The 17941-nt window shown below is 65.6% G+C and carries 15 protein-coding genes and 1 tRNA gene; 4 read left to right on the top strand and 12 right to left on the bottom strand.

Going from position 1 to position 17941, the window contains the following annotated elements; translation table 11 throughout:
• Window positions 1-53: 53 nt before the first annotated feature.
• The 3 genes from ACZ1JW_RS05100 to ACZ1JW_RS05090 all read right to left on the bottom strand — a co-directional run bounded on the left by ACZ1JW_RS05100 (window position 54) and on the right by ACZ1JW_RS05090 (window position 4074).
• A complete protein-coding gene (locus ACZ1JW_RS05100; protein ID WP_465142191.1) occupies window positions 54-2141 on the bottom strand; it encodes a ParB/RepB/Spo0J family partition protein in 2088 nt (695 codons plus the stop codon).
• A gap of 129 nt (window positions 2142-2270) precedes the next feature.
• Window positions 2271-3464, bottom strand: coding sequence for a DUF932 domain-containing protein (locus tag ACZ1JW_RS05095; RefSeq protein ID WP_465142190.1), 1194 nt, complete (start codon window positions 3462-3464; stop codon window positions 2271-2273).
• Between the two features lie 535 nt (window positions 3465-3999).
• Window positions 4000-4074, bottom strand: a tRNA-Gly gene (locus tag ACZ1JW_RS05090).
• 217 nt (window positions 4075-4291) lie between these two features.
• On the opposite strand from ACZ1JW_RS05090, the gene ACZ1JW_RS05085 reads away from it, so the two are divergent.
• Together ACZ1JW_RS05085 and ACZ1JW_RS05080 are read left to right on the top strand one after the other, a co-directional pair.
• A complete protein-coding gene (locus ACZ1JW_RS05085) occupies window positions 4292-5188 on the top strand; it encodes a tetratricopeptide repeat protein (RefSeq protein ID WP_465142729.1) in 897 nt (298 codons plus the stop codon).
• Between the two features lie 5 nt (window positions 5189-5193).
• A complete protein-coding gene (locus tag ACZ1JW_RS05080) occupies window positions 5194-5823 on the top strand; it encodes an LON peptidase substrate-binding domain-containing protein (RefSeq protein WP_465124558.1) in 630 nt (209 codons plus the stop codon).
• Window positions 5824-5974: 151 nt separating this feature from the next.
• On the opposite strand, the gene ACZ1JW_RS05075 is transcribed toward ACZ1JW_RS05080, so the two are convergent.
• The 7 genes from ACZ1JW_RS05075 to ACZ1JW_RS05045 all read right to left on the bottom strand — a co-directional run bounded on the left by ACZ1JW_RS05075 (window position 5975) and on the right by ACZ1JW_RS05045 (window position 11165).
• Complete coding sequence (locus tag ACZ1JW_RS05075) at window positions 5975-6595, bottom strand: MarC family protein (protein ID WP_465142189.1); 621 nt, start codon at window positions 6593-6595, stop codon at window positions 5975-5977.
• Between the two features lie 4 nt (window positions 6596-6599).
• Window positions 6600-7373: a hypothetical protein gene (locus tag ACZ1JW_RS05070; RefSeq protein ID WP_465142188.1), complete on the bottom strand. Its 774-nt coding sequence runs from the start codon at window positions 7371-7373 to the stop codon at window positions 6600-6602.
• Between the two features lie 176 nt (window positions 7374-7549).
• Window positions 7550-8443, bottom strand: coding sequence for a bifunctional methylenetetrahydrofolate dehydrogenase/methenyltetrahydrofolate cyclohydrolase FolD (folD, locus tag ACZ1JW_RS05065; protein ID WP_465142187.1), 894 nt, complete (start codon window positions 8441-8443; stop codon window positions 7550-7552).
• Between the two features lie 22 nt (window positions 8444-8465).
• Entirely contained in the window at window positions 8466-8765 is a 300-nt protein-coding gene (locus ACZ1JW_RS05060; RefSeq protein WP_465142186.1) for a YggT family protein, read from the bottom strand.
• Between the two features lie 178 nt (window positions 8766-8943).
• Window positions 8944-9453, bottom strand: a complete 510-nt coding sequence (locus tag ACZ1JW_RS05055; RefSeq protein WP_465142185.1) for a hypothetical protein — start codon at window positions 9451-9453, stop codon at window positions 8944-8946.
• A 61-nt stretch (window positions 9454-9514) separates the two neighbouring features.
• Window positions 9515-10423: an acetylglutamate kinase gene (gene argB, locus ACZ1JW_RS05050; RefSeq protein WP_465142184.1), complete on the bottom strand. Its 909-nt coding sequence runs from the start codon at window positions 10421-10423 to the stop codon at window positions 9515-9517.
• Window positions 10424-10499: 76 nt separating this feature from the next.
• Complete coding sequence (locus tag ACZ1JW_RS05045) at window positions 10500-11165, bottom strand: queuosine precursor transporter (RefSeq protein ID WP_465142183.1); 666 nt, start codon at window positions 11163-11165, stop codon at window positions 10500-10502.
• An 85-nt stretch (window positions 11166-11250) separates the two neighbouring features.
• Between ACZ1JW_RS05045 and ACZ1JW_RS05040 the strand changes: the two genes are divergently transcribed.
• On the top strand, window positions 11251-12507 hold the full coding sequence (locus ACZ1JW_RS05040; protein ID WP_465142182.1) for a NupC/NupG family nucleoside CNT transporter: 1257 nt from the start codon (window positions 11251-11253) through the stop codon (window positions 12505-12507).
• Window positions 12508-12624: 117 nt separating this feature from the next.
• On the opposite strand, the gene ACZ1JW_RS05035 is transcribed toward ACZ1JW_RS05040, so the two are convergent.
• A complete protein-coding gene (locus ACZ1JW_RS05035; protein ID WP_465142181.1) occupies window positions 12625-13236 on the bottom strand; it encodes a 5'-methylthioadenosine/S-adenosylhomocysteine nucleosidase in 612 nt (203 codons plus the stop codon).
• 158 nt (window positions 13237-13394) lie between these two features.
• Window positions 13395-15971 carry a DNA mismatch repair protein MutS gene (mutS, locus tag ACZ1JW_RS05030; RefSeq protein WP_465142728.1) on the bottom strand — a complete coding sequence of 859 codons (2577 nt, stop codon included), beginning with the start codon at window positions 15969-15971 and terminating at the stop codon, window positions 13395-13397.
• Window positions 15972-16126: 155 nt separating this feature from the next.
• Between mutS and ACZ1JW_RS05025 the strand changes: the two genes are divergently transcribed.
• Window positions 16127-17785: a hypothetical protein gene (locus ACZ1JW_RS05025; protein WP_465124569.1), complete on the top strand. Its 1659-nt coding sequence runs from the start codon at window positions 16127-16129 to the stop codon at window positions 17783-17785.
• The last annotated feature ends 156 nt before the right edge of the window (window positions 17786-17941 follow it).

The raw sequence follows: 17941 nt of genomic DNA, 5'->3' as shown, positions 1-17941 counted from the left end.
CGATGTCGAAAAATGGGCGCGGGACGGCGCGCGTGCCGCCCCGCGCAAACGCGTCATTCGGCAGCGACTGCGTAGGCGTCGTCGTGCTCGTGCTGATCGAACGGACCGTCCTCGGCGAGGAAGTCGGGCAGATCGGCGACTTGCTCGTCGGTCCCGGGCTCCGCTTTGGCTTGCGGCAGTCGCAGCGGTTCGGGGAGCCAGCCCGTGCCTGCAAGCAGGCGTTCGGCTTCGCGGGCCATGTCGCCCTTCTTGAGATGCTCGATCAGCACAGCCGTGGCGTCGCCCTTGGCTTCGCGCACTGCCTCGATGATCCGGGGCTTGGTGACGCGGCCGAGGTAGTTGTCGACCGTCGGCGCCCAGCCTGCTTCGGCCATGTCGAGCCCGACCACTCCCGCTAGAGCATCGGCGGCGGCGATCCGCTGCGCAACCCCGTGCGCGGAGATCCGCCCATCGTAGCCCTTGGTCGCCTCGAACAGCGCGTTGACGCCGAGCGACACGCAGTGGGCCAGCAGGGACATTTGCTCCTCGTGCACCATGGCCGCGAGTGCCGACCAAAGCTCATCGGGCTCGCTGGGGAGCCGATCGGCCCACTGCTCGTGCCGCTGCTGGATCGACTGGCTCCACACCGTCTCGCGCAGGTTCGGGGCGGCATTGCCAAGCCACGCCTGAGTGACGCCGATCTGCACGCAGCCAGCCTGCACATGCGACAGGAACACCGACAGGCACAGCGCGTGCAGCAGGGCAAGGAAGGCGGCATCGGGCGCATTGGCGAGCGCATCGCGCAGCGCCAGCGTGCGTTCGGCGGTGAGTTCGGACACGAGCCGGTCGGGCAGCGGACGGATGGCATCGTCTTCGTCGTCGGCCTGTTCGCCAGTCTGCACCTGGCCACCGATGCTTACAGTTGAGCCGGTGGGAGTAATTCCGGCAGCCTGGCATTCGTCGCCGTTAATAATTTCAGCGACCGGTTCATCCTCCGGGCGCACATAGCCTCGGTCGATCCGCAGCCGGCCGTCGTGCGACAGCGACACGAACACACCTGCGCGTGCCTGTTCCTCGGGATCGTAAGAGACCGGACGCTGGGTGAGCGCGGTGATGGCGGCGTCGATCTCGGTCAGGCGCGCATCGACCTCGTCGGGCAGGTCTCCGCCATCCTGATACTGCTCGCCGAGGCCGTCATATTCCTCGACCAGCGCGTCGAGCTTGGACTGCTCATCGTCGGTCAGCGGGACGGTGGTGTTAGTGATCCGGCGCTTACCGCGCTCGCAGCCGTAAGGCAGGTCGATTGCGGCTTCGACCCATTTCCAGCCTTCGGCGCCGATCTCCTCGGCAATGGTCGTCAGCTTCGCGTTGACGAGCTGTTCGACGAGAGCCGGATCTTGCAGCCAGCCATCTTGGTCAGACGAGAACAGGTCGCGCATGACGTAACCGCCCGCTTCGACATAGGTGTCGAGGCCGATGAACTGGACCCGGCGATCGCTGGCCGGGATGGCATCCTCGGTCAGCAGGCGGCGGATCTGGTAGGCAGAGGGCTGGTAGGTCTGGCTGAGTTGCTCCCAGACCTGCTCCTGGCGCGCATGGTTCTCATTGACCGTGAAGGCCATGAGCTGTTCGAGCGACATGCCATCGTCGCCGTACACTTCGAGCAGGCTGGGTGCGACCGATGCAAGCCGCAGGCGCTGGCGCACCGTCGAGACGGAGACGAAGAATCGCGCTGCGATATCATCTTCTGAGAGGCCCGCGTCGATGAGCGCGGTGAAGGCACGGAACTGGTCGAGCGGATGCAGGCCGACACGCATGACGTTTTCGGCGAGCGAGTCTTCCTCGGCGATGCCGGCCTCCCGCACCACGCAAGGCACCGGCTGATCCTTGGCCATCCTCTTCGACTTCACCAGCAGTTCGAGTGCGCGGAAGCGGCGGCCGCCGGCGGGGACTTCGAACATGCCAGTTTCCTGGCCATCCTCACCGACCACCGGCCGGACATTCAGGCTCTGAAGGAGGGTGCGGTGGTAGATGTCGTCGGCGAGGTCTTCGATCGATAGGCCCGCCTTCAGACGCCGGACGTTCTTCTGGCTCAACACCAGCTGGCTAAAAGGGATGTCGCGCGAGGAACTGAGCACGAGCTTGGGCAATTGCTTGGTCATGGTGGTTCTCCATGACGGGCCGCCTGAAAGACTCTCTCTCAGGCCCTGACCCGTCACGAAGCGAAGCGCCGCCCTCTCACTCTTGAGAAGGCAGCGCTACGCGAGGAAAACACACCGGACTGTTCGGACTCAATGAACCCGGTCGAGCAGCTTCTTCGCTTTGCCCTCCATGTCGAGCCGGGCATCCTGATGCGCTTTGCCGCGGGCGAGCGCAGTGATCCCTTGCACGAAATCGAAGATCGATTCGGGCGGTCGGCCTTCCTCGGCCAGCACCGATTCGATGATCTTACCGGTCTCGGCTTTCGAGAAACCGCGATGGCGCAGGAAGTCGCCGCGTTCCTCGTCGGTGCGGGCAACGATCCGCTCGCGCGCCGTCTTGATGCCGTTGATGAAGGGCTGCGGGGAGGAGTTGGCGAAGTTCAACAAGGCCGGCGCCGCCTCGTGGGCGAAGCGGTTGGCCGCATATTTGCTGTGCCGGATCGAGATTTCCTCGAAATCCTCGACGCCCCACAGGTTCCGGTTCTGACAGACCGCGCGCAGGTAGAAGCTTGCCATGCCGAGCGTCTTCGCGCCGACCTCGGAGTTCCAGCAGTAGAACCCGCGGAAGTAGAGATCAGGCGAGCCGTCGGGCAGACGCCCTGCTTCGATCGGGTTGAGATCATCGACCAAGAACAGGAATACATCGCGATCGGAGGCATAGAGCGTGGTAGTGTCCTTCGAGATGTCTACACACGGGTTGTAGACCCCAGTCGACCAGTCGAGCACGCCGGGTACTTTCCAACGCGTGTCACCAGTGCCGTTGCCGGCGATCTTCTGCACGGCCTCGACCAGTTCGTGATCGTAGATGCGCCCATAATCGGGGCCGGTAACCGCGCGCAGTTCGAGCCGACCGTTGTCGGTTTCGAGGGTCTTGATCTGCTCGGTCCGGTTCGAGGTCAGGCCATACTGCAGATTGATCGCGGCAAGCGGCGCGGGAAGCTGGCGCAAGTAGGCGGCAGGTGCGCCGACCTGACTCGCGAGTTGGCCGAAGCTCCAATGGGTGGGCGCGAGCGGTGCATCAGCGCCGGGCAGCAGCAGCGCCAGGCGCTCCGGATCGTTGCGGTTCGCCTCGACGTGGATGAGCGCGGCTTCTACCACCCGGGTCCGGCTGCGCTCGGAACGCCCGCGCACCGAGCTGGCCAGCTCGTTTAAGGAGAGGAACCGCTCATCATCGGGACGCGAGAACCATTCCGACGACACCCGACCAACCCGGGAGCCGCGCGAGACATCGACCTTATACCCGCCGCTGACATCGCGCCGCGCTTCGAGAACCTGCATGTTCATGGGAAAATCTCCATGACGGGCGGTCGGGAGCCTCTCTCTCGACCCTCATCCCGTCACGGCAAAGCCCGCCACGCTCTAACTCTCAGCTTCGTCTGTTCCTCGCCATTGTTGCGCGAGCGGCCAGCGAGGTTGCTCCAACGGGAAACCGCACCCTGAAAGGAGGCGGCAATTGCACACTTGCCCGCGCAGGCGGAAAGCCGGGGCCTGTCGGATTTCTATGCCTGCGCGTGAAGCCATGTCCGCCGGATCAGAGTGCGTGCGGGGCCATTTTCGTGAAACGCCGCGCCCTCAGGAGCAGGGCCGCAGGGCCTGCGGGACAGAGCGCGTCACCAGCCCCGCTCCGAATCTCGGGGCGTTGCGGGGTGCCCCCGCTCGAAGGGGTAGGCCGAGATGCGCAGCAACTCGGTCTCAGGGGAAAACTTTCCCCAAAAAATATTGGCTGTCGTTCGGTGGTATACCGGTGGGATACTGACCCAGCGCCAGCAAAAATGGCGACCCGAAGGTCGTCATAAATATTTGATTTCTGCTGAAAAACTGGAGCGGGCGAAGGGATTCGAACCCTCGACCCCAACCTTGGCAAGGTTGTGCTCTACCCCTGAGCTACGCCCGCTCGTGCGTTTCTGGCCGGTGGGAAATGCCCCGTCCGGCTGGGGTGTGGGGGCCTCTAACGGTGACTCGGGATGAGCGCAACACCAAAAATGCATCTCGGGCAAAGTCTTCGCGCAAAACCCCGTTTCCCGCCCCTTTCCCCTTGCCGAATGGACAAGCATTCCCACATGGTGCGGCACACGTGAAAGACATTCGACCGGAGACGCATCTTGGCCAGCATGGGGCTCAATCTCGACGAACAGAAGGCGGTGGACCGCTTCCGCAAGGACGTGGTCGAACCCTCGATGACCAAGCTGGTCATCCTCGATTTCTGGGCGGAATGGTGCGGTCCGTGCAAGGCGTTGACCCCGGTGCTCGAAAAGGTCGCTGCCGAATACGCCGACAAGGGCGTGGTCCTCGCCAAGATCAACGTCGACGAGGAACAGTTCATCGCCGCGCAGTTCCAGGTGCGCTCGATCCCGACAGTCTATGCGATGTTTCAGGGACAGCCCGTGGCTGACCTCACGCCAGCACGCACCGAATCGCAACTGAAGCAGTACCTCGACCAGCTTCTCGCCAAGCTGCCGGTGCAGGCAGGGGAGCCCAAGCAGGACGTGACCCCGCTCCTTGCCATGGCCGAGGAAGTGCTTGGCGAAGGCGATGGTGAGCGTGCCGCCAGCATCTTCGCCCAGATCGTCGAGATCGCGCCAGACAACGCGCAGGCCCACGCCGGCCTTGTCCGCGCGCTGATTGCTGCGGGCCAGAAGGACGAGGCTCAGGCCGTCCTTGATTCGCTCCCGCCCGAGATTGCGGGCGATGCCGTCTTCGCGCAGGCCCGCTCGGCGCTTGCTTTGGCCGAGGACGCCCCCGAGGAAGGCGAACTGGCCGCCTTGCGCGCGGCCGCAGCAGAACGTCCGGCAGACATGGACGCGCAGCTCGCCTTCGCCAACGCGCTCTATGCCAGCGGCGCGCGGGATGAGGCTGCGGCCAAGCTGCTCGCCATGATCGCTGCCGACCGCGAATGGAATGAGGGCGCGGCCAAGGCCCGCCTGCTGCAGATCTTCGAAGCCATCGGGCTCGAGGACCCGTGGGTTTCGGCCACGCGCCGCAAGCTCTCCACCGTGCTGTTCGGTTGATCGGCATGGGCGCGAGCGCAAACACGACGCGCCTGTCGATCTTCCCGCTGGCAGGCGCTGTCCTCTATCCCGGCCTGCAACTGCCGCTGCACATATTCGAGCCGCGCTACCGCGCCATGGTCAGCGATTCGCTGGCGCGTGACCGGCGCATCGCGATGATCCAGCCGCAATCGCCCGAGAACGGCGCGCCGTTGTTCCGCATCGGCTGCGTCGGCAAGATCGCCGATGTCGAGGCGCTGGAGGACGGGCGGTTCAACCTGATCCTCGAAGGCATCTCGCGCTTCCGCGTGATTCGCGAACTCGAAGTCACCACGCCCTTCCGCCAGGTCGAGGCCGAACTGATTGCCGACGACATGACCGAAGCGCTGAGCGCGGTCGAGCGCGCCTCATTCGAACAGGAATCGCGCCGCTTTGCCGAGGCGCAGGGCTACGCGGTGGACTGGGATTCGGTCGGCCGCCTGGACGACATGTCGCTGATCAACGGCGTCTCCCAGATCGCCCCGTTCGATGCGGCGGCCAAGCAGGCCTTGCTCGAAGCGGATTCGCTTGCGGCACGGTGCGAATTGCTGGTCCAGCTGATGCAGTTCTTCGGCAAGCGCGACAATGACGATGGCGGCAGGGTGACCCTCCAGTGAAACTGATCCTCCCCGTTTTCACGAAGTGCAAATGGGGAGGTGGCAGCGCGCAGCGATGACGGAGGGGAAAAAACATCCAAACCTCTCCACCCCCAGCTTCGCTGGCGGTCCCCCTCCCCGTCTGTGCTTCGCAAAGACAGGGAGGATCTTCTCAAAACTGCGCCTGAATCCCGTCGATCACGAATTGCGCCGCAAGCGCTGCCAGCAGCACGCCGAGAAGGCGGGTGATCACTGCCTCGACTTGTGAGCCCAGCGCGCGGATGATTGGGCGTGCGCCGACCAGCGCGATGAAGCTCAGCACCATGACCACCGTGAGCGCGGCGAGAATGACCAGCGTTTCCTGCGTGCCGTTCGCCCGCGCCGTCAGTAGCATGACAGACGCGATCGAGCCAGGGCCTGCGAGCATCGGCATGGCCATCGGGAAGACCGAGACGTCCTCGACCTGCGGTTGCGCGGTACGGACCTTCTCGGCGCGCTCCTCGCGCCGTTCGGTGCGCTTTTCGAACACCATGTCGAGCGCGATCAGGAACAGCATGATGCCGCCTGCGATGCGGAAGCTGTCGAGCTCGATGTGCAGTGCGCCCAGCAGGTCCTCGCCGAACAGCGCGAACACCAGCAGGATGCCGGTGGCGATCAGGCAGGCGCGCAGGGCCATGCTGAACGCCTGCTTCGCCGTCGCATTGGCGGTCAGCCCTGCATAGATCGGCGCGCAGCCGGGCGGGTCGATCACCACGAACAGCGTGACGAAGGCGGAGAGGAACAGCTGCCACATCGCGTCAGGCTCCATTGGCTTTGAAGGTGCGGGCCATGACTTCGAGCATCCGCCCGTCCTTCCACACCCACGCGGTGAAGCGGCGGCTGCCATCGGGCATCACCGTCGATCGCCAGGCGAAGCTGCCATCGCGCGACTGGCCGTCCTTGCTATCACCCCCTTCGGAGGCGGGAATGGCCCCTGCCAGCGGGCGCAGCGGCGGCAGCTTGCTGTCTTCCCTGCGCTCGCGCTTGCTGCCAGCAGGCGGCGGGGGAGGGGCGCCTTCGGAGCGACGGCGTGCGGGGCAATCGGCTACGGTGCCCTGCGCCCAGTCAACCTCGCGCAAGGGGGTGGCGAGGTCCTGCCCGTCGTCGAGCACCCACTTCCAGTCGACCTTGCCCTTGAACTGGCGCTGCCAGACGGTGACGTATTCGCCGTCTCCGCCAGATGGTCCGTGCCAGCCGCCATAAGTCAGTCCGGCAGTGCCGTCGCAGCTGATCCATGCAGATTGCGGTGCCCAGCTGACCGGCGCGGGCGGGTCCTTGCGGTCCTTGAGCAGAGTTTTGGCAAGCTTGCGTCCGCCCTCGAACATTTCCGCCGTTTCATCCGCCGTCTCGCGGAACGCGGTCCACTGGCCCTTCTCGCGGGCGAGGCGAGAGAAGGCGAGGTCTGCGGCAATCAGCGCGGAAGGGTTGGCATAAGCCCGCTGCGGACGGCCTGCGGTCTGCGGCTCGGGCGCGGATTGGGCGAGGGCGGTGGAGGCCAGAGCAAGGAATGCGAGGGGGATCAGGCGCTTCATTGAATCAGCCTAGCCGAAGCGACGGAGCATGCCCACCCCGCTGCGACTAGGTTCGCTTCGCTCTCCAAGTCTCGCGGCCCTCCCGCTTGCGGGAGGGCGGAGTTTTGGCGCTGCGCTATCACTCCCCTCCCGCAAGCGGGAGGGGTCGGGGGTGGGACGGTCCCAGAACTGACGCGTCAGACCGCGTCCGCCGCCAGCTCCAGCCCTTCATTGCGATAGGCCGCAACCAGCGCATTGCGCAGCAGCACCGCAATCGTCATCGGGCCGACACCACCGGGCACCGGCGTGATCGCCGAGGCGACGGCGGCAGCGGAAGCATAGTCCACGTCGCCCACCAGCTTCGTCTTGCCTTCAGCCGCTCCGGGCACGCGGTTGATGCCCACGTCGATCACCGTCGCACCGGGCTTGATCCAGTCGCCCTTGACCATCTCGGGACGGCCCACGGCGGCAACCACGATGTCGGCACGGCGCACCACTGCTGGCAGGTCCTTGGTGCGGCTGTGCGCCACGGTCACGGTGCAGCTTTCCGCGATCAGCAACTGCGCCATGGGCTTGCCGACGATGTTGGAGCGGCCGATGACAACGGCATCGAGGCCCGAGAGGTCGCCCAGCTTGTCCTTGAGCAGCATCAGGCAGCCCAGCGGCGTGCAGGGCACGAAGCCCGGCTGGCCCACGGCAAGGCGGCCCGCGTTGGTCACGTGGAAGCCGTCGACGTCCTTGTCGGGATTGATCGCGGCGATGACCTTCTGCTCGTCGATGTGCTTCGGGAGTGGCAGCTGCACGAGGATGCCGTCGACTGCAGGATCGGCGTTCAACTGCTCGACCATCGCCAACAGATCGGCCTCGGATGTTTCGGCAGGCAGCTTGTGCTCGAAGCTGTTCATGCCCGCTTCCAGCGTGCTCTTGCCCTTGGAGCGGACATAGACCTGGCTCGCCGGGTCCTCGCCCACCAGCACCACGGCAAGGCCCGCCTTGCGCCCGGCCTTGGCCTCGAACGCGGTGGCAAGCTCGCCCACGCGGGCGCGCAGGGTGGCGGCAAAGGCCTTTCCGTCGATTACGGCAGCAGTCATCGCAGAGTTCCTAGGATCAGTTTTACATCGATGCCGCTGATCGCTGAATGCCTTCGAGGGCCATGCTCAACAGATTGAGGGCGATAATCAGCACCATTGGTGAGAAGTCGATTGCGCCTGTATCCGGTAAAATTCTACGGATCGGGCGCAGCATCGGCTCAAGGATGACATTCAGAGCCTTCCAGACAGCCGACACAAAATTGTTGTGCAAGTTCACAACGTTGAATGAGATAAGCAGGCTCAGGACGAATTGGACAATAACCACTCTCGTGATGATGAAGACAAGGTATCCGATCATCTCGATCAACGTGTACAGCAGCATTGGCGCATTTCCCTTGTCGGCACGGATGAAGGCTGCCTTGCGGCACCTTCACGCTCCTAGCCGACCCTCTCCCCGAGCGACAAGTGCCCGTTCACCAGCGCAATGCGCCGGAGTGCGGCAGTCTGTATGCAGCACTTACCAATTTGGCAAGCAGGTGAGGGGACGGACAGCCGCCCGATCACGGCTCCAGCGTGGTGCTTTCCACGTGCCAGCGCAACTGCTCGGAAGTGGCGCCGGAAACGTCGTTCACCCGCCGCAGCACGACTTCGCCCGCGATGGTCCGGTCGCCATCGGTAACGACCATCGGGGCGGTGTAGTAGATCGACCCTGCCGCGCCTTCCTGCTGTCCCTGCCCGACCGTGACGGTGGGCGCTTTCAGCTTGCTCCAGTTCGCGGAAAAGGCCGCCTCGTCCATGCCGCTGCGCGAACCGTGCTCGCCCCAGAACGCGCGCAAGGCCCGCCAGTCGCGCGCCTCGATGGCGGCAGCAAAGGCGTCGAGCACTTCTTCGGGCCGCCGGGAAAGTGATGGCTGGGGTGTCTTGTCCGCGAGCGGCGGCTGACTGGCCGGAGCGGAAGAAGCCTCAGGCTCGCTGCCGGAGGGCGCAGGCGTTGCCGGGCCTCTCTGGCACCCGCCAAGATGAAAGACGAGCGCCGAGGCGGCTGCGAAAGCAAGAGCGGTACGGGTCATCCTGCCCTGACGCTTCGCAGCGCGCAGGGTTCCGGTGTTAATCGGAACTTCAGGCAGCCGGTCAGGCGCGGATCAGCGTGCCCGCCCCGCGCGCGGTGAAGATTTCCAGCAGCATCGCATGGGGCACGCGGCCGTCGAGCACGACCGTCGCCTCGCAGCCCGCTTCCACCGCGTGGACGCAGGTTTCGAGCTTGGGGATCATGCCGCCGCTGATCGTGCCATCCTCGGCCAGCCGCGCGATGTCGGCGGGGCGCAGGTCGGTCAGCAGGTTCTTGTCCTTGTCGAGCACGCCCGGAACGTCGGTCAGCAGGAACAGGCGCGAGGCACCAAGCGCTGCGGCGATGGCGCCAGCCATGGTGTCGGCATTGATGTTGTAGGTCTCGCCATCGGGGCCCACGCCGATCGGCGCGATCACCGGGATCATGCCGGCGTTGACGATGGTGTCGATCACGGTGGTGTCGATCCGGTCCGGCTCACCCACGAAGCCGAGGTCGACCACGATCGGATCGCCATCCTCGCCCTCGATCGCCTTGGGCGACTTCTTGGACTGGACCTTGCGGGCAAGGACCATGCCGCCGTCCTTGCCGGAGATGCCGATGGCCTTGCCGCCTGCGCGGGCGATCCAGCTGACCAGTTCCTTGTTGATCGCGCCCGCCAGCACCATTTCGGCAACGTCTGCGGTCTGCTTGTCGGTCACGCGCAAGCCGTCGACGAACTGCGATTCGATGCCCAGAGCCTTCAACATCCGCCCGATCTGCGGGCCGCCGCCGTGCACGACCACCGGGTTGATGCCCACGGCCTTGAGCAGCACGATGTCTTCGGCAAAGTCCTGCGCGAGTTCGGGATCGCCCATGGCGTGGCCGCCGTACTTCACCACGAAGGTCTTGCCGGCATAGCGCTGGAGATAGGGCAGCGCCTCGGTCAGGGTCTGTGCCTTGGCAAGCATCGCGGGGTCGTGGTTCTGGCTCATGCGCGGGCCCTTACGCGCAAAGCTTGCGGAATCCAATATTGGCGTTGCTTGAGCTGCGGCAGCTTATGCCGTCCAATCAGGATGGCCGGTCCAGCCACCTGCCGAGCTGCACGAAGACCCAGATCAGCGGCGGGACCATGATCGTGGACAGCACCAGCTTGGAAATGATCTGCCCTTCCATGATCGAAAGCAGCGGCAGGTCCTGCCCGTAGAAAGAGATCGTGATGAACAGGATCGTGTCGACCACCTGGCTGAGCATCGAGGCGAGCCACGCGCGCAGCATCAGCAGGCGTCCCCGTCCGCCCGCGATGCGCGAGAACAGGAAGACGTTGAGCGTCTGCGAGGTGCCATAGGAAATCAGCCCCGCAAACTGCATCCGCGCGCCCTGGCCGAGCAGGCGGGCAAAGGCGTCCTGGTCACCCCAGAACGGCGCGGGCGGCACCACGTCGATCACCGTCGTCAGCAGGATCATCGAGACGATCAGCGGCACGAAGCCAAAGCGGACAAGGCGGTTGGCGGTGTCCTGTCCGAACAGTTCGGCCACCGCGCTTGCCATCACCACCAGCAGCAGGAACGCGAAGATCCCGGATTCCACCGCCAGATCGCCCAGCACCGGCCAGTGCCCCAGTGACGCCAGCTTCACTCCCAGCACGCCTGCCAGCACGCACATCCCGCCATAGAGCAGCGAGACGGCGAACAGCGAACGGGGGATAGCGGGTGCGGAAGCGGCGTTATCGTGCATCCAAGGCCGATAGCGCGCTTTTCAGCTTGCGCCAATTCGCTATTAGGTTCGGCTGAAACCAGAATTGCGGAGCAAGCCCTTCCCGATGCGTGTCGCTTCAAGTCTTCTCGGGATGGTGCTCATCCTTGCCCTCGCTTTCCTGCTCTCGTCCAACCGCCGTGCGATCCGCCTGCGCGTCGTGGCCGCCGCCTTTGCGCTTCAGGCAGGCTTTGCCGCGCTGGTGCTCTACGTGCCGCTCGGCAACCGGATGCTGCAGGGCGCAGCAGGCGGCGTCGAAAGCCTGCTCGGCTTCGCCCGCGCGGGCGTGGCTTTCCTGTTTGGCCCGCTGGCTGATCCTGCCATCGGCGGCACCAGCTTTGCCATCTCGGCACTGCCGGTGATCGTGTTCTTCGCCGCGCTGATCTCGATCCTCTATTACCTCGGCGTGATGCAGCTGGTGATCCGCTGGATCGGCGGCGCGCTCGAGAAAGTGACCGGCATCAGCAAGGTCGAATCGCTGTGCGCGGCGAGCAACATCTTTGTGGGGCAAAGCGAATCGCCGCTGGTGATCCGGCCCTACCTTGCCGCGCTCAATCCCAGCCAGCTGTTCACCGTGATGACCGTGGGCATGGCGGGCGTGGCGGGCACGATCCTTGCCGCCTACGCCAGCATGGGCATCCGCATTGATTATCTCGTCGCCGCAGCCTTCATGTCGGCACCGGGCGGCATCCTGATGGCCAAGCTTATCATGCCCGACGAGCCGCCGGTCCCCGCCGAAATGGCCGACGAAGCGCTGCCCAACCCGCACGTGAAACCCAGCCTCGCCTCGGACGAGGAAGAGCGTCCCGCCAACATCATCATGGCCGCGAGCCAGGGTGCGCAGACCGGCGTGAAGCTCGCCGTCGCGGTTGGCGCGATGGTGCTGGCCTTCGTGGCGCTGGTTGCGCTCGCCAACGGCATCCTCGGCTGGATCGGCGGCTGGTTCGGCTCGCCCGAACTCTCGTTCCAGATGGTGCTGGGTTATGTCTTTGCGCCGGTATTCTTCCTTCTGGGCGCCGATGGCTGGGCCGAGGCGATGCAGGCGGGCGGGCTGTTCGGCTCGAAGATCGTGCTCAACGAATTCGTCGCCTTCATCGAACTGGGCAAGGACACCGCGCTATCGGCCCACACCGTCGCCATCGTCACCTTCGCGCTCTGCGGCTTTGCCAACTTCAGCTCGATCGCGATCCAGATGGCGGTCACCGGCGGCCTCGCCCCCAACCAGCGCCCGGTCATCGCCAAGCTCGGCCTGCGTGCGCTGGTGGCAGGGGCCCTGAGCAACCTGATGAGCGCTGCGCTGGCGGGGTTGTTCCTCAGCCTTTGATTTTGACACCACCCAAAACATCGTCGGCCCGGACTTGATCCGGGCCAAGGCTTGTTCTTCACCGCGTGCCAGAAAAGCCCAACCCCGGATCAAGTCCGGGGCGACGATGGAGTGAAGTCACCCGAAATGCGCCGCCAGCATATCCACCACCTTGGCCAGCTCGCCGTCGAGATAGCCCAGCAGCTTGTGCCAATCGTGCGCACCCGCAAGTTCGCCGGGGCCATCCGACACGCCGCGCAGGCCGATGAGCGGTATGCCAAACGTCCGCGCGGCGCGGGCGACGGCGTAAGTTTCCATGTCGACCATGTCGGCGCTGATGCGGTCCCAGCCTGAACCGCTCACCACGTCACCGCCGCTCGATAGCGTGGCCACGGGCAGGTCCAGCGGGGTTTCCAGCGGCAGGTCTTTCGGCTCCTCGAGATAGGGCACGACGCCCGGTTCGATGCCCAGCGGCGAGGCGTCCATGTCGCGCCACGATACGCTGCCGATCTGGTGGATCGATCCCAGAGCACAACGCCTCGACCCGGCCGAGCCGAGGCAGACGATCAGATCGGGCAGGGTGCCTGCTGCCTCCAGCCGCGCCAGTGCGATGCCAACGTGCAAGGCAGCTTCGACAGGGCCAATGCCGGTGATCAGCGGCGCGATGCGGGCGCGCAAGTTGGGGCCGTACTCCGGCTCTGCCGCCATGACGAAAAGCGCGCGCTTGGTGCCGAGTTGGGTCAGCTCCATAAAATCAAAACCTCCCAATTCCCGATAAAACCGTCGTCATTCCCGCGCAGGCGGGAATCCAGTTCCGACAGTTGCGCACTGGATTCCCGCCTGCGCGGGAATGACGAAATAGGGGGCGGGAATGACGAAGTGGGGAGCGGGAAAGACGAAGTTGGTCATCAACCATTGGCCTGCGCCTTCAGCTGATAGAGCAGGTCCAGCGCCTCGCGCGGGGAAAGCGCGTCGATGTCGAGGCCGTTCAGCCGCTCGCGCAGGGCATCGACCTTTTCCTCGGCGGCTTCGATGGCGGCGGCGAAGAGGGGCAGGTCGTCAAGCCCTGCGGCAAGGCCTCCGGTTGCGGCGCGGCCTTTTTCCAGCTTTTCGAGCACGGACTTGGCGCGCTTGATCACCGGGGCCGGAACGCCTGCCAGCCGCGCCACGGCAAGGCCATAGGACTTGTCCGCCGGGCCTTCCGCCAGTTCGTGCAGCAGCACCAGATCGCCCTTCCATTCGCGCGCACGGACATGGTGGAGCGAGAGCGCCTCGCAGGTCTCGGCCAGCCGGGCGAGTTCGTGATAGTGCGTGGCGAAGAGGCAGCGGCACTGGTTGATCGAATGGATCGCCTCGGCCACCGCCCATGCCAGCGACAGCCCGTCATAAGTCGACGTGCCGCGCCCCACCTCGTCGAGGATCACGAAGCTGCGCTCGGTCGCCTGAGACAGGATCGCCGCCGTCTCGACCATCTCGACCATGAAGGTTGACCGGCCCCGTGCCAGATTGTCCGACGCACCGACGCGGCTGAACAGGCGGTCGACCAGACCGATCTTTGCGGCCTGCGCGGGCACGAAGCCGCCTGCCTGCGCCAGCAGCACGATCAGCGCATTCTGGCGCAGGAACGTCGATTTACCGCCCATGTTCGGACCGCCGACAAGCCACAGACGATCCTGCGCACCCAAGGCGCAATCGTTGGCAACAAAGCGCTCGCCCCGCGCTGCGAGCGCCGCTTCCACGACAGGATGCCGCCCGCCGGTGATCTCGAGGCAAGGCTCGTCCACCACGCGCGGCAGGGCCCAGCCGCCTTCCGCCGCGCGTTCGGCCTGTCCTGCCGCAACGTCGATGCGGGCGAGCGCGGCGGCGGTGGCGGCAATCGCCTCCTTGGCGCGCACGGCATGGGCGACCAGTTCCTCGAGATGCGCTTCTTCCGCCGCCAGCGCATGGCCGCCGCTCTCGGCAATGCGGCTGGCTTCCTCGTGCAAGGCAAGTGCATTGAAGCGCACCGCGCCCGCCATGGTCTGGCGATGGGTGAAGCCGGTTTCGGGGGCCATCAGCCGGTCGGCGTGCTTGGCGGGTACCTCGATGAAGTAGCCCAGCACGCCGTTGTGCCGGATCTTCAGCGCCGAAATGCCGGTATCGTCGCGGTACTTGGCCTCAAGCGCGGCAATCGCGCGGCGGGCATTGCCCGATACGCGGCGCAACTCGTCGAGCGCGGCGTCATAGCCTTCGGCGATGTAGCCGCCCTGCGAACGCTCGGTAGGCGGGGCGGGCACCAGCGCGCGGGCATAGAGATCGCACAGCGCGCCGTGGCCCGAGAGCGAGGGCAGGAGATCGACCATCGGGCCGGGCAGGTCGCTGCGGGTGCGCAGCATGTCATGCAGGCGGCGTGCTTCGGAAAGCCCGTCGCGCAACTGGCCGAGATCGCGCGGACTTCCGCGTCCGGCCACCACGCGCCCGAGCGCACGACCGACATCGGGCAGGGCGCGCAACACGTCGCGAATATCGCCGCGCAGCAGCGGGTCGTCGTGCAGCCAGCTGACCAGTTCCAGCCGCCGGTTGATCGCGCGGGCATCGGTCAGCGGGGCGGATAGGTCGTCGGCCAGCAGGCGTGCGCCCGCGCCGGTCACGCAACGGTCGATCGCCTCCACCAGTGAGCCGCGCCTCGTACCGCCCGAACTGACGAGGATTTCAAGGCTGCTGCGAGTCGCCTCGTCCATCGCCATGTGCGTGCCTGCCTCGCGCGCGACAGGCGGGAGGAGCAGCGGCAGGCTTCCTCGCCCGACATGGTCGAGATATGAGAGCAGGCCGCCCGCCGCGGCCAGCATGGCGCGGGTGAACTGGCCGAAGCCGTCGAGCGTGGAAACGCCATGCACGGCCTTGAGCCGCACTTCGCCCTCATCGCTGCCGAACGAGCGATTCGGGCGCGGCACGCAATCGACCGGCGCTTCCTCCCACGATTCGGGCGCAACCACTTCGCTTGCGCCAAGCCGCGCCAGCGCCGCGCCCATGTACTCGGGCGTGCACTCTTCCAGCTCCATCCGCCCGGTCGAAATGTCGCAGGCCGCAATGCCCACCACCCCACGCACTTCGCATACCGCCGCCAGCACATTGGCCCGGCGCGGTTCGAGCAGGGCCTCTTCGGTCAGCGTCCCCGCCGTCACGAAGCGCACGATGTCGCGCGCCACCAGTGCCTTGGAACCCCCGCGCTTCTTCGCTTCCTCGGGCGTTTCGACCTGTTCGGCGATGGCCACGCGGCATCCGGCCTTGATCAGGCGGGCAAGGTAGCCTTCCGCCGAATGGACCGGCACCCCGCACATCGGGATCGGCGCGCCACCATGCTCGCCCCGGCTGGTCAGCGCGATGTCGAGCACTTGCGCGGCGATCTTGGCGTCGTCGAAGAACAGCTCGAAGAAGTCGCCCATGCGATAGAACAGCAGGCAATCGCCAGCCTGCTGTTTAAGCGCAAGATATTGCGCCATCATCGGAGTTGGGGCATTAGGGGTCACGCGCACGTGGCTAGACGAGCGCGACGTGTTTCTCAAACCATCGACATCGGATATCCGCAACTCCTGCGTCATCTTGCCCAAGGGCAGGCTAGCAGCGAGACGGTTCCGGTCTTGTGGGGGGTATTTAAGGTTTGACGCAAGTCCGCGACAAGGATGGGCTGCCCGCCTGGCTCAATGGTCTCAAGACCGTGTGGGCCCGCGCCGGAGCGCTGCCGTGGCTCTCGGGCCCCGGCATCCTCATCGCCGTGCTGCTGGTCTGCCTGCCCTTCGCGCTTGTCGAAGTGCCGCCGCTGATCGACGTGCCGGGCCACATGGGCGCCGCCGCGATCGAGGCGGCAGGCCCCGGCAATCCGCTCGAAAAGTACTTCACTTGGAAGTGGGTGTTCACGCTGAACATCGGCGGCGGCGTGCTGATGAAGGTGCTCGGCGCCCAGTTCGGCATCCTTGCCGCCGGGTGGTGGAGCACGGTGCTGGCAACCGGCCTGTTTGCGGGCGGCTGCCTGTGGACCATCCGCATGCTCAACCCCAGGGGCGGGCACGCGGCAGCATGGTCGCTGATGTTCGTGTTCAGCTTTCCGCTGCTCACCGGCTTTCTGAACTACATCCTCGCCACCGGTCTTTCGCTGACCGCGTTCGGCGCCTCGCTGTGGCTCGAACAGAAGAACCCCAAGGCCCGCGCCGCCATGCTGATCGTGGCGCAGCCGGTTGCGATGCTGTGCCACGCGATTGGCGGGCTGCTGCTCGCGCTGCTGGTCGGCGCACACGCCCTTGGTCGCGCGATGGACGAACTGCCCGCAGGCTGGCGCTGGCGTGACCTGACCAACCGCCAGTGGCTCGCCACGCTCGATTGGAAGGCCATCGGCCTGCGCCTGTGGCAGGCGTGCTGGCCGCTGCTCGCCACCGTCGTCACGATCCTGCTGTGGAAGGCGTTCTCGCCCCCGGTCAAGTCGATGAACGTGTGGCGCTGGGACCAGAAGGCGTGGTCCTTCGTGCTCACGCTGCGCGATCAGTCCAAGCTGCTCGATTTCGGCACCTCGATCATCGCCGGGTTGCTGGTGCTGGCAGGGCCGTTGCTCGGTGCGAAGTGGCGCTGGGGGCAGGGCCTGCCTGCGCTCACCGTGTTCCTGCTGTTCCTCGCCATCCCCAGCGACATCAACGGCTCCTCCTTCGTCGATATCCGCATCCTGCCGGTTGCCGCCATGCTCGGCCTCGGCCTGCAGGACTGGAGCGGTGCGCGCCGTCCCGCATGGGCCAAGGCAGTCGCCTATGTCGGCATGGCGCTGCTCGCGGTGCGCCTTACCGTCACGGCGTGGAGCTTCAACGGCTATGCCGAGGACTACAACAAGCAGCTTTCGGCGCTGACCCATGTCGAACCCGGCAGCCGCGTGCTCGCCTTTGTCGAGCATTCCTGCCTCGATGAATCCTGGCGCAACACCCGCCGCGATCACCTCGCCAGCCTTGCCAGCCTTTACCGGCAGGCCTGGGTGAACGACAACTGGGCGGTCCCGGGCCTGCACATGGTGGTCCCGCGCTTCCGTCCCGGCCGCAACTTCACTGCCGATCCTTCCGAGTTCGTCTGGTCGCGCCGTTGTGCCGGCGGCTGGCGGCGCACGGTCGACAGCGCGCTCAAGTTCGCGCCGATCGAACGCGTCGACTATGTCTGGCTGATCGATACCGGCCTGCCGCACCGCGCCGATCCGCGCCTGCAGCTGGTCTGGCAGGAAGGCCGCAGCCTGCTGTTCAAGGTGCGCCCGCTCGGCATTCCGACGTGGAAGCCCAAGGACTTCTGAACGCGCAGCCCCAGCTTGCTTCGGATCGTCCGCCTTCCGTAGTCCGCATTCGGTTTGTTCGATAGTATTGCATCATATTTGCAGCGTTTGCGCGCCTTGACGTAACGTCCAAGGTCGGACACTGCCGACACAACAAGTCCGGCCAGATACGGGGGG

The organism is Novosphingobium sp. BL-A-28-Hi1-0D (genome assembly GCF_055521755.1).
This window is presented reverse-complemented; position numbering and strand designations above follow the sequence as displayed.

Coding starts and splice junctions, on each gene's coding strand:
- ACZ1JW_RS05070 (WP_465142188.1), bottom strand. CDS start 7,373: ATGAAGCGCCTGATCCCCCTCGCATTCCTTGCTCTGGCCTCCACCGCC.
- folD (WP_465142187.1), bottom strand. CDS start 8,443: ATGACTGCTGCCGTAATCGACGGAAAGGCCTTTGCCGCCACCCTGCGC.
- ACZ1JW_RS05095 (WP_465142190.1), bottom strand. CDS start 3,464: ATGAACATGCAGGTTCTCGAAGCGCGGCGCGATGTCAGCGGCGGGTAT.
- ACZ1JW_RS05055 (WP_465142185.1), bottom strand. CDS start 9,453: ATGACCCGTACCGCTCTTGCTTTCGCAGCCGCCTCGGCGCTCGTCTTT.
- ACZ1JW_RS05085 (WP_465142729.1), top strand. CDS start 4,292: ATGGGGCTCAATCTCGACGAACAGAAGGCGGTGGACCGCTTCCGCAAG.
- ACZ1JW_RS05080 (WP_465124558.1), top strand. CDS start 5,194: ATGGGCGCGAGCGCAAACACGACGCGCCTGTCGATCTTCCCGCTGGCA.
- mutS (WP_465142728.1), bottom strand. CDS start 15,971: ATGATGGCGCAATATCTTGCGCTTAAACAGCAGGCTGGCGATTGCCTG.
- argB (WP_465142184.1), bottom strand. CDS start 10,423: ATGAGCCAGAACCACGACCCCGCGATGCTTGCCAAGGCACAGACCCTG.
- ACZ1JW_RS05035 (WP_465142181.1), bottom strand. CDS start 13,236: ATGGAGCTGACCCAACTCGGCACCAAGCGCGCGCTTTTCGTCATGGCG.
- ACZ1JW_RS05040 (WP_465142182.1), top strand. CDS start 11,251: ATGCGTGTCGCTTCAAGTCTTCTCGGGATGGTGCTCATCCTTGCCCTC.
- ACZ1JW_RS05075 (WP_465142189.1), bottom strand. CDS start 6,595: ATGTGGCAGCTGTTCCTCTCCGCCTTCGTCACGCTGTTCGTGGTGATC.
- ACZ1JW_RS05100 (WP_465142191.1), bottom strand. CDS start 2,141: ATGACCAAGCAATTGCCCAAGCTCGTGCTCAGTTCCTCGCGCGACATC.
- ACZ1JW_RS05060 (WP_465142186.1), bottom strand. CDS start 8,765: ATGCTGCTGTACACGTTGATCGAGATGATCGGATACCTTGTCTTCATC.
- ACZ1JW_RS05045 (WP_465142183.1), bottom strand. CDS start 11,165: ATGCACGATAACGCCGCTTCCGCACCCGCTATCCCCCGTTCGCTGTTC.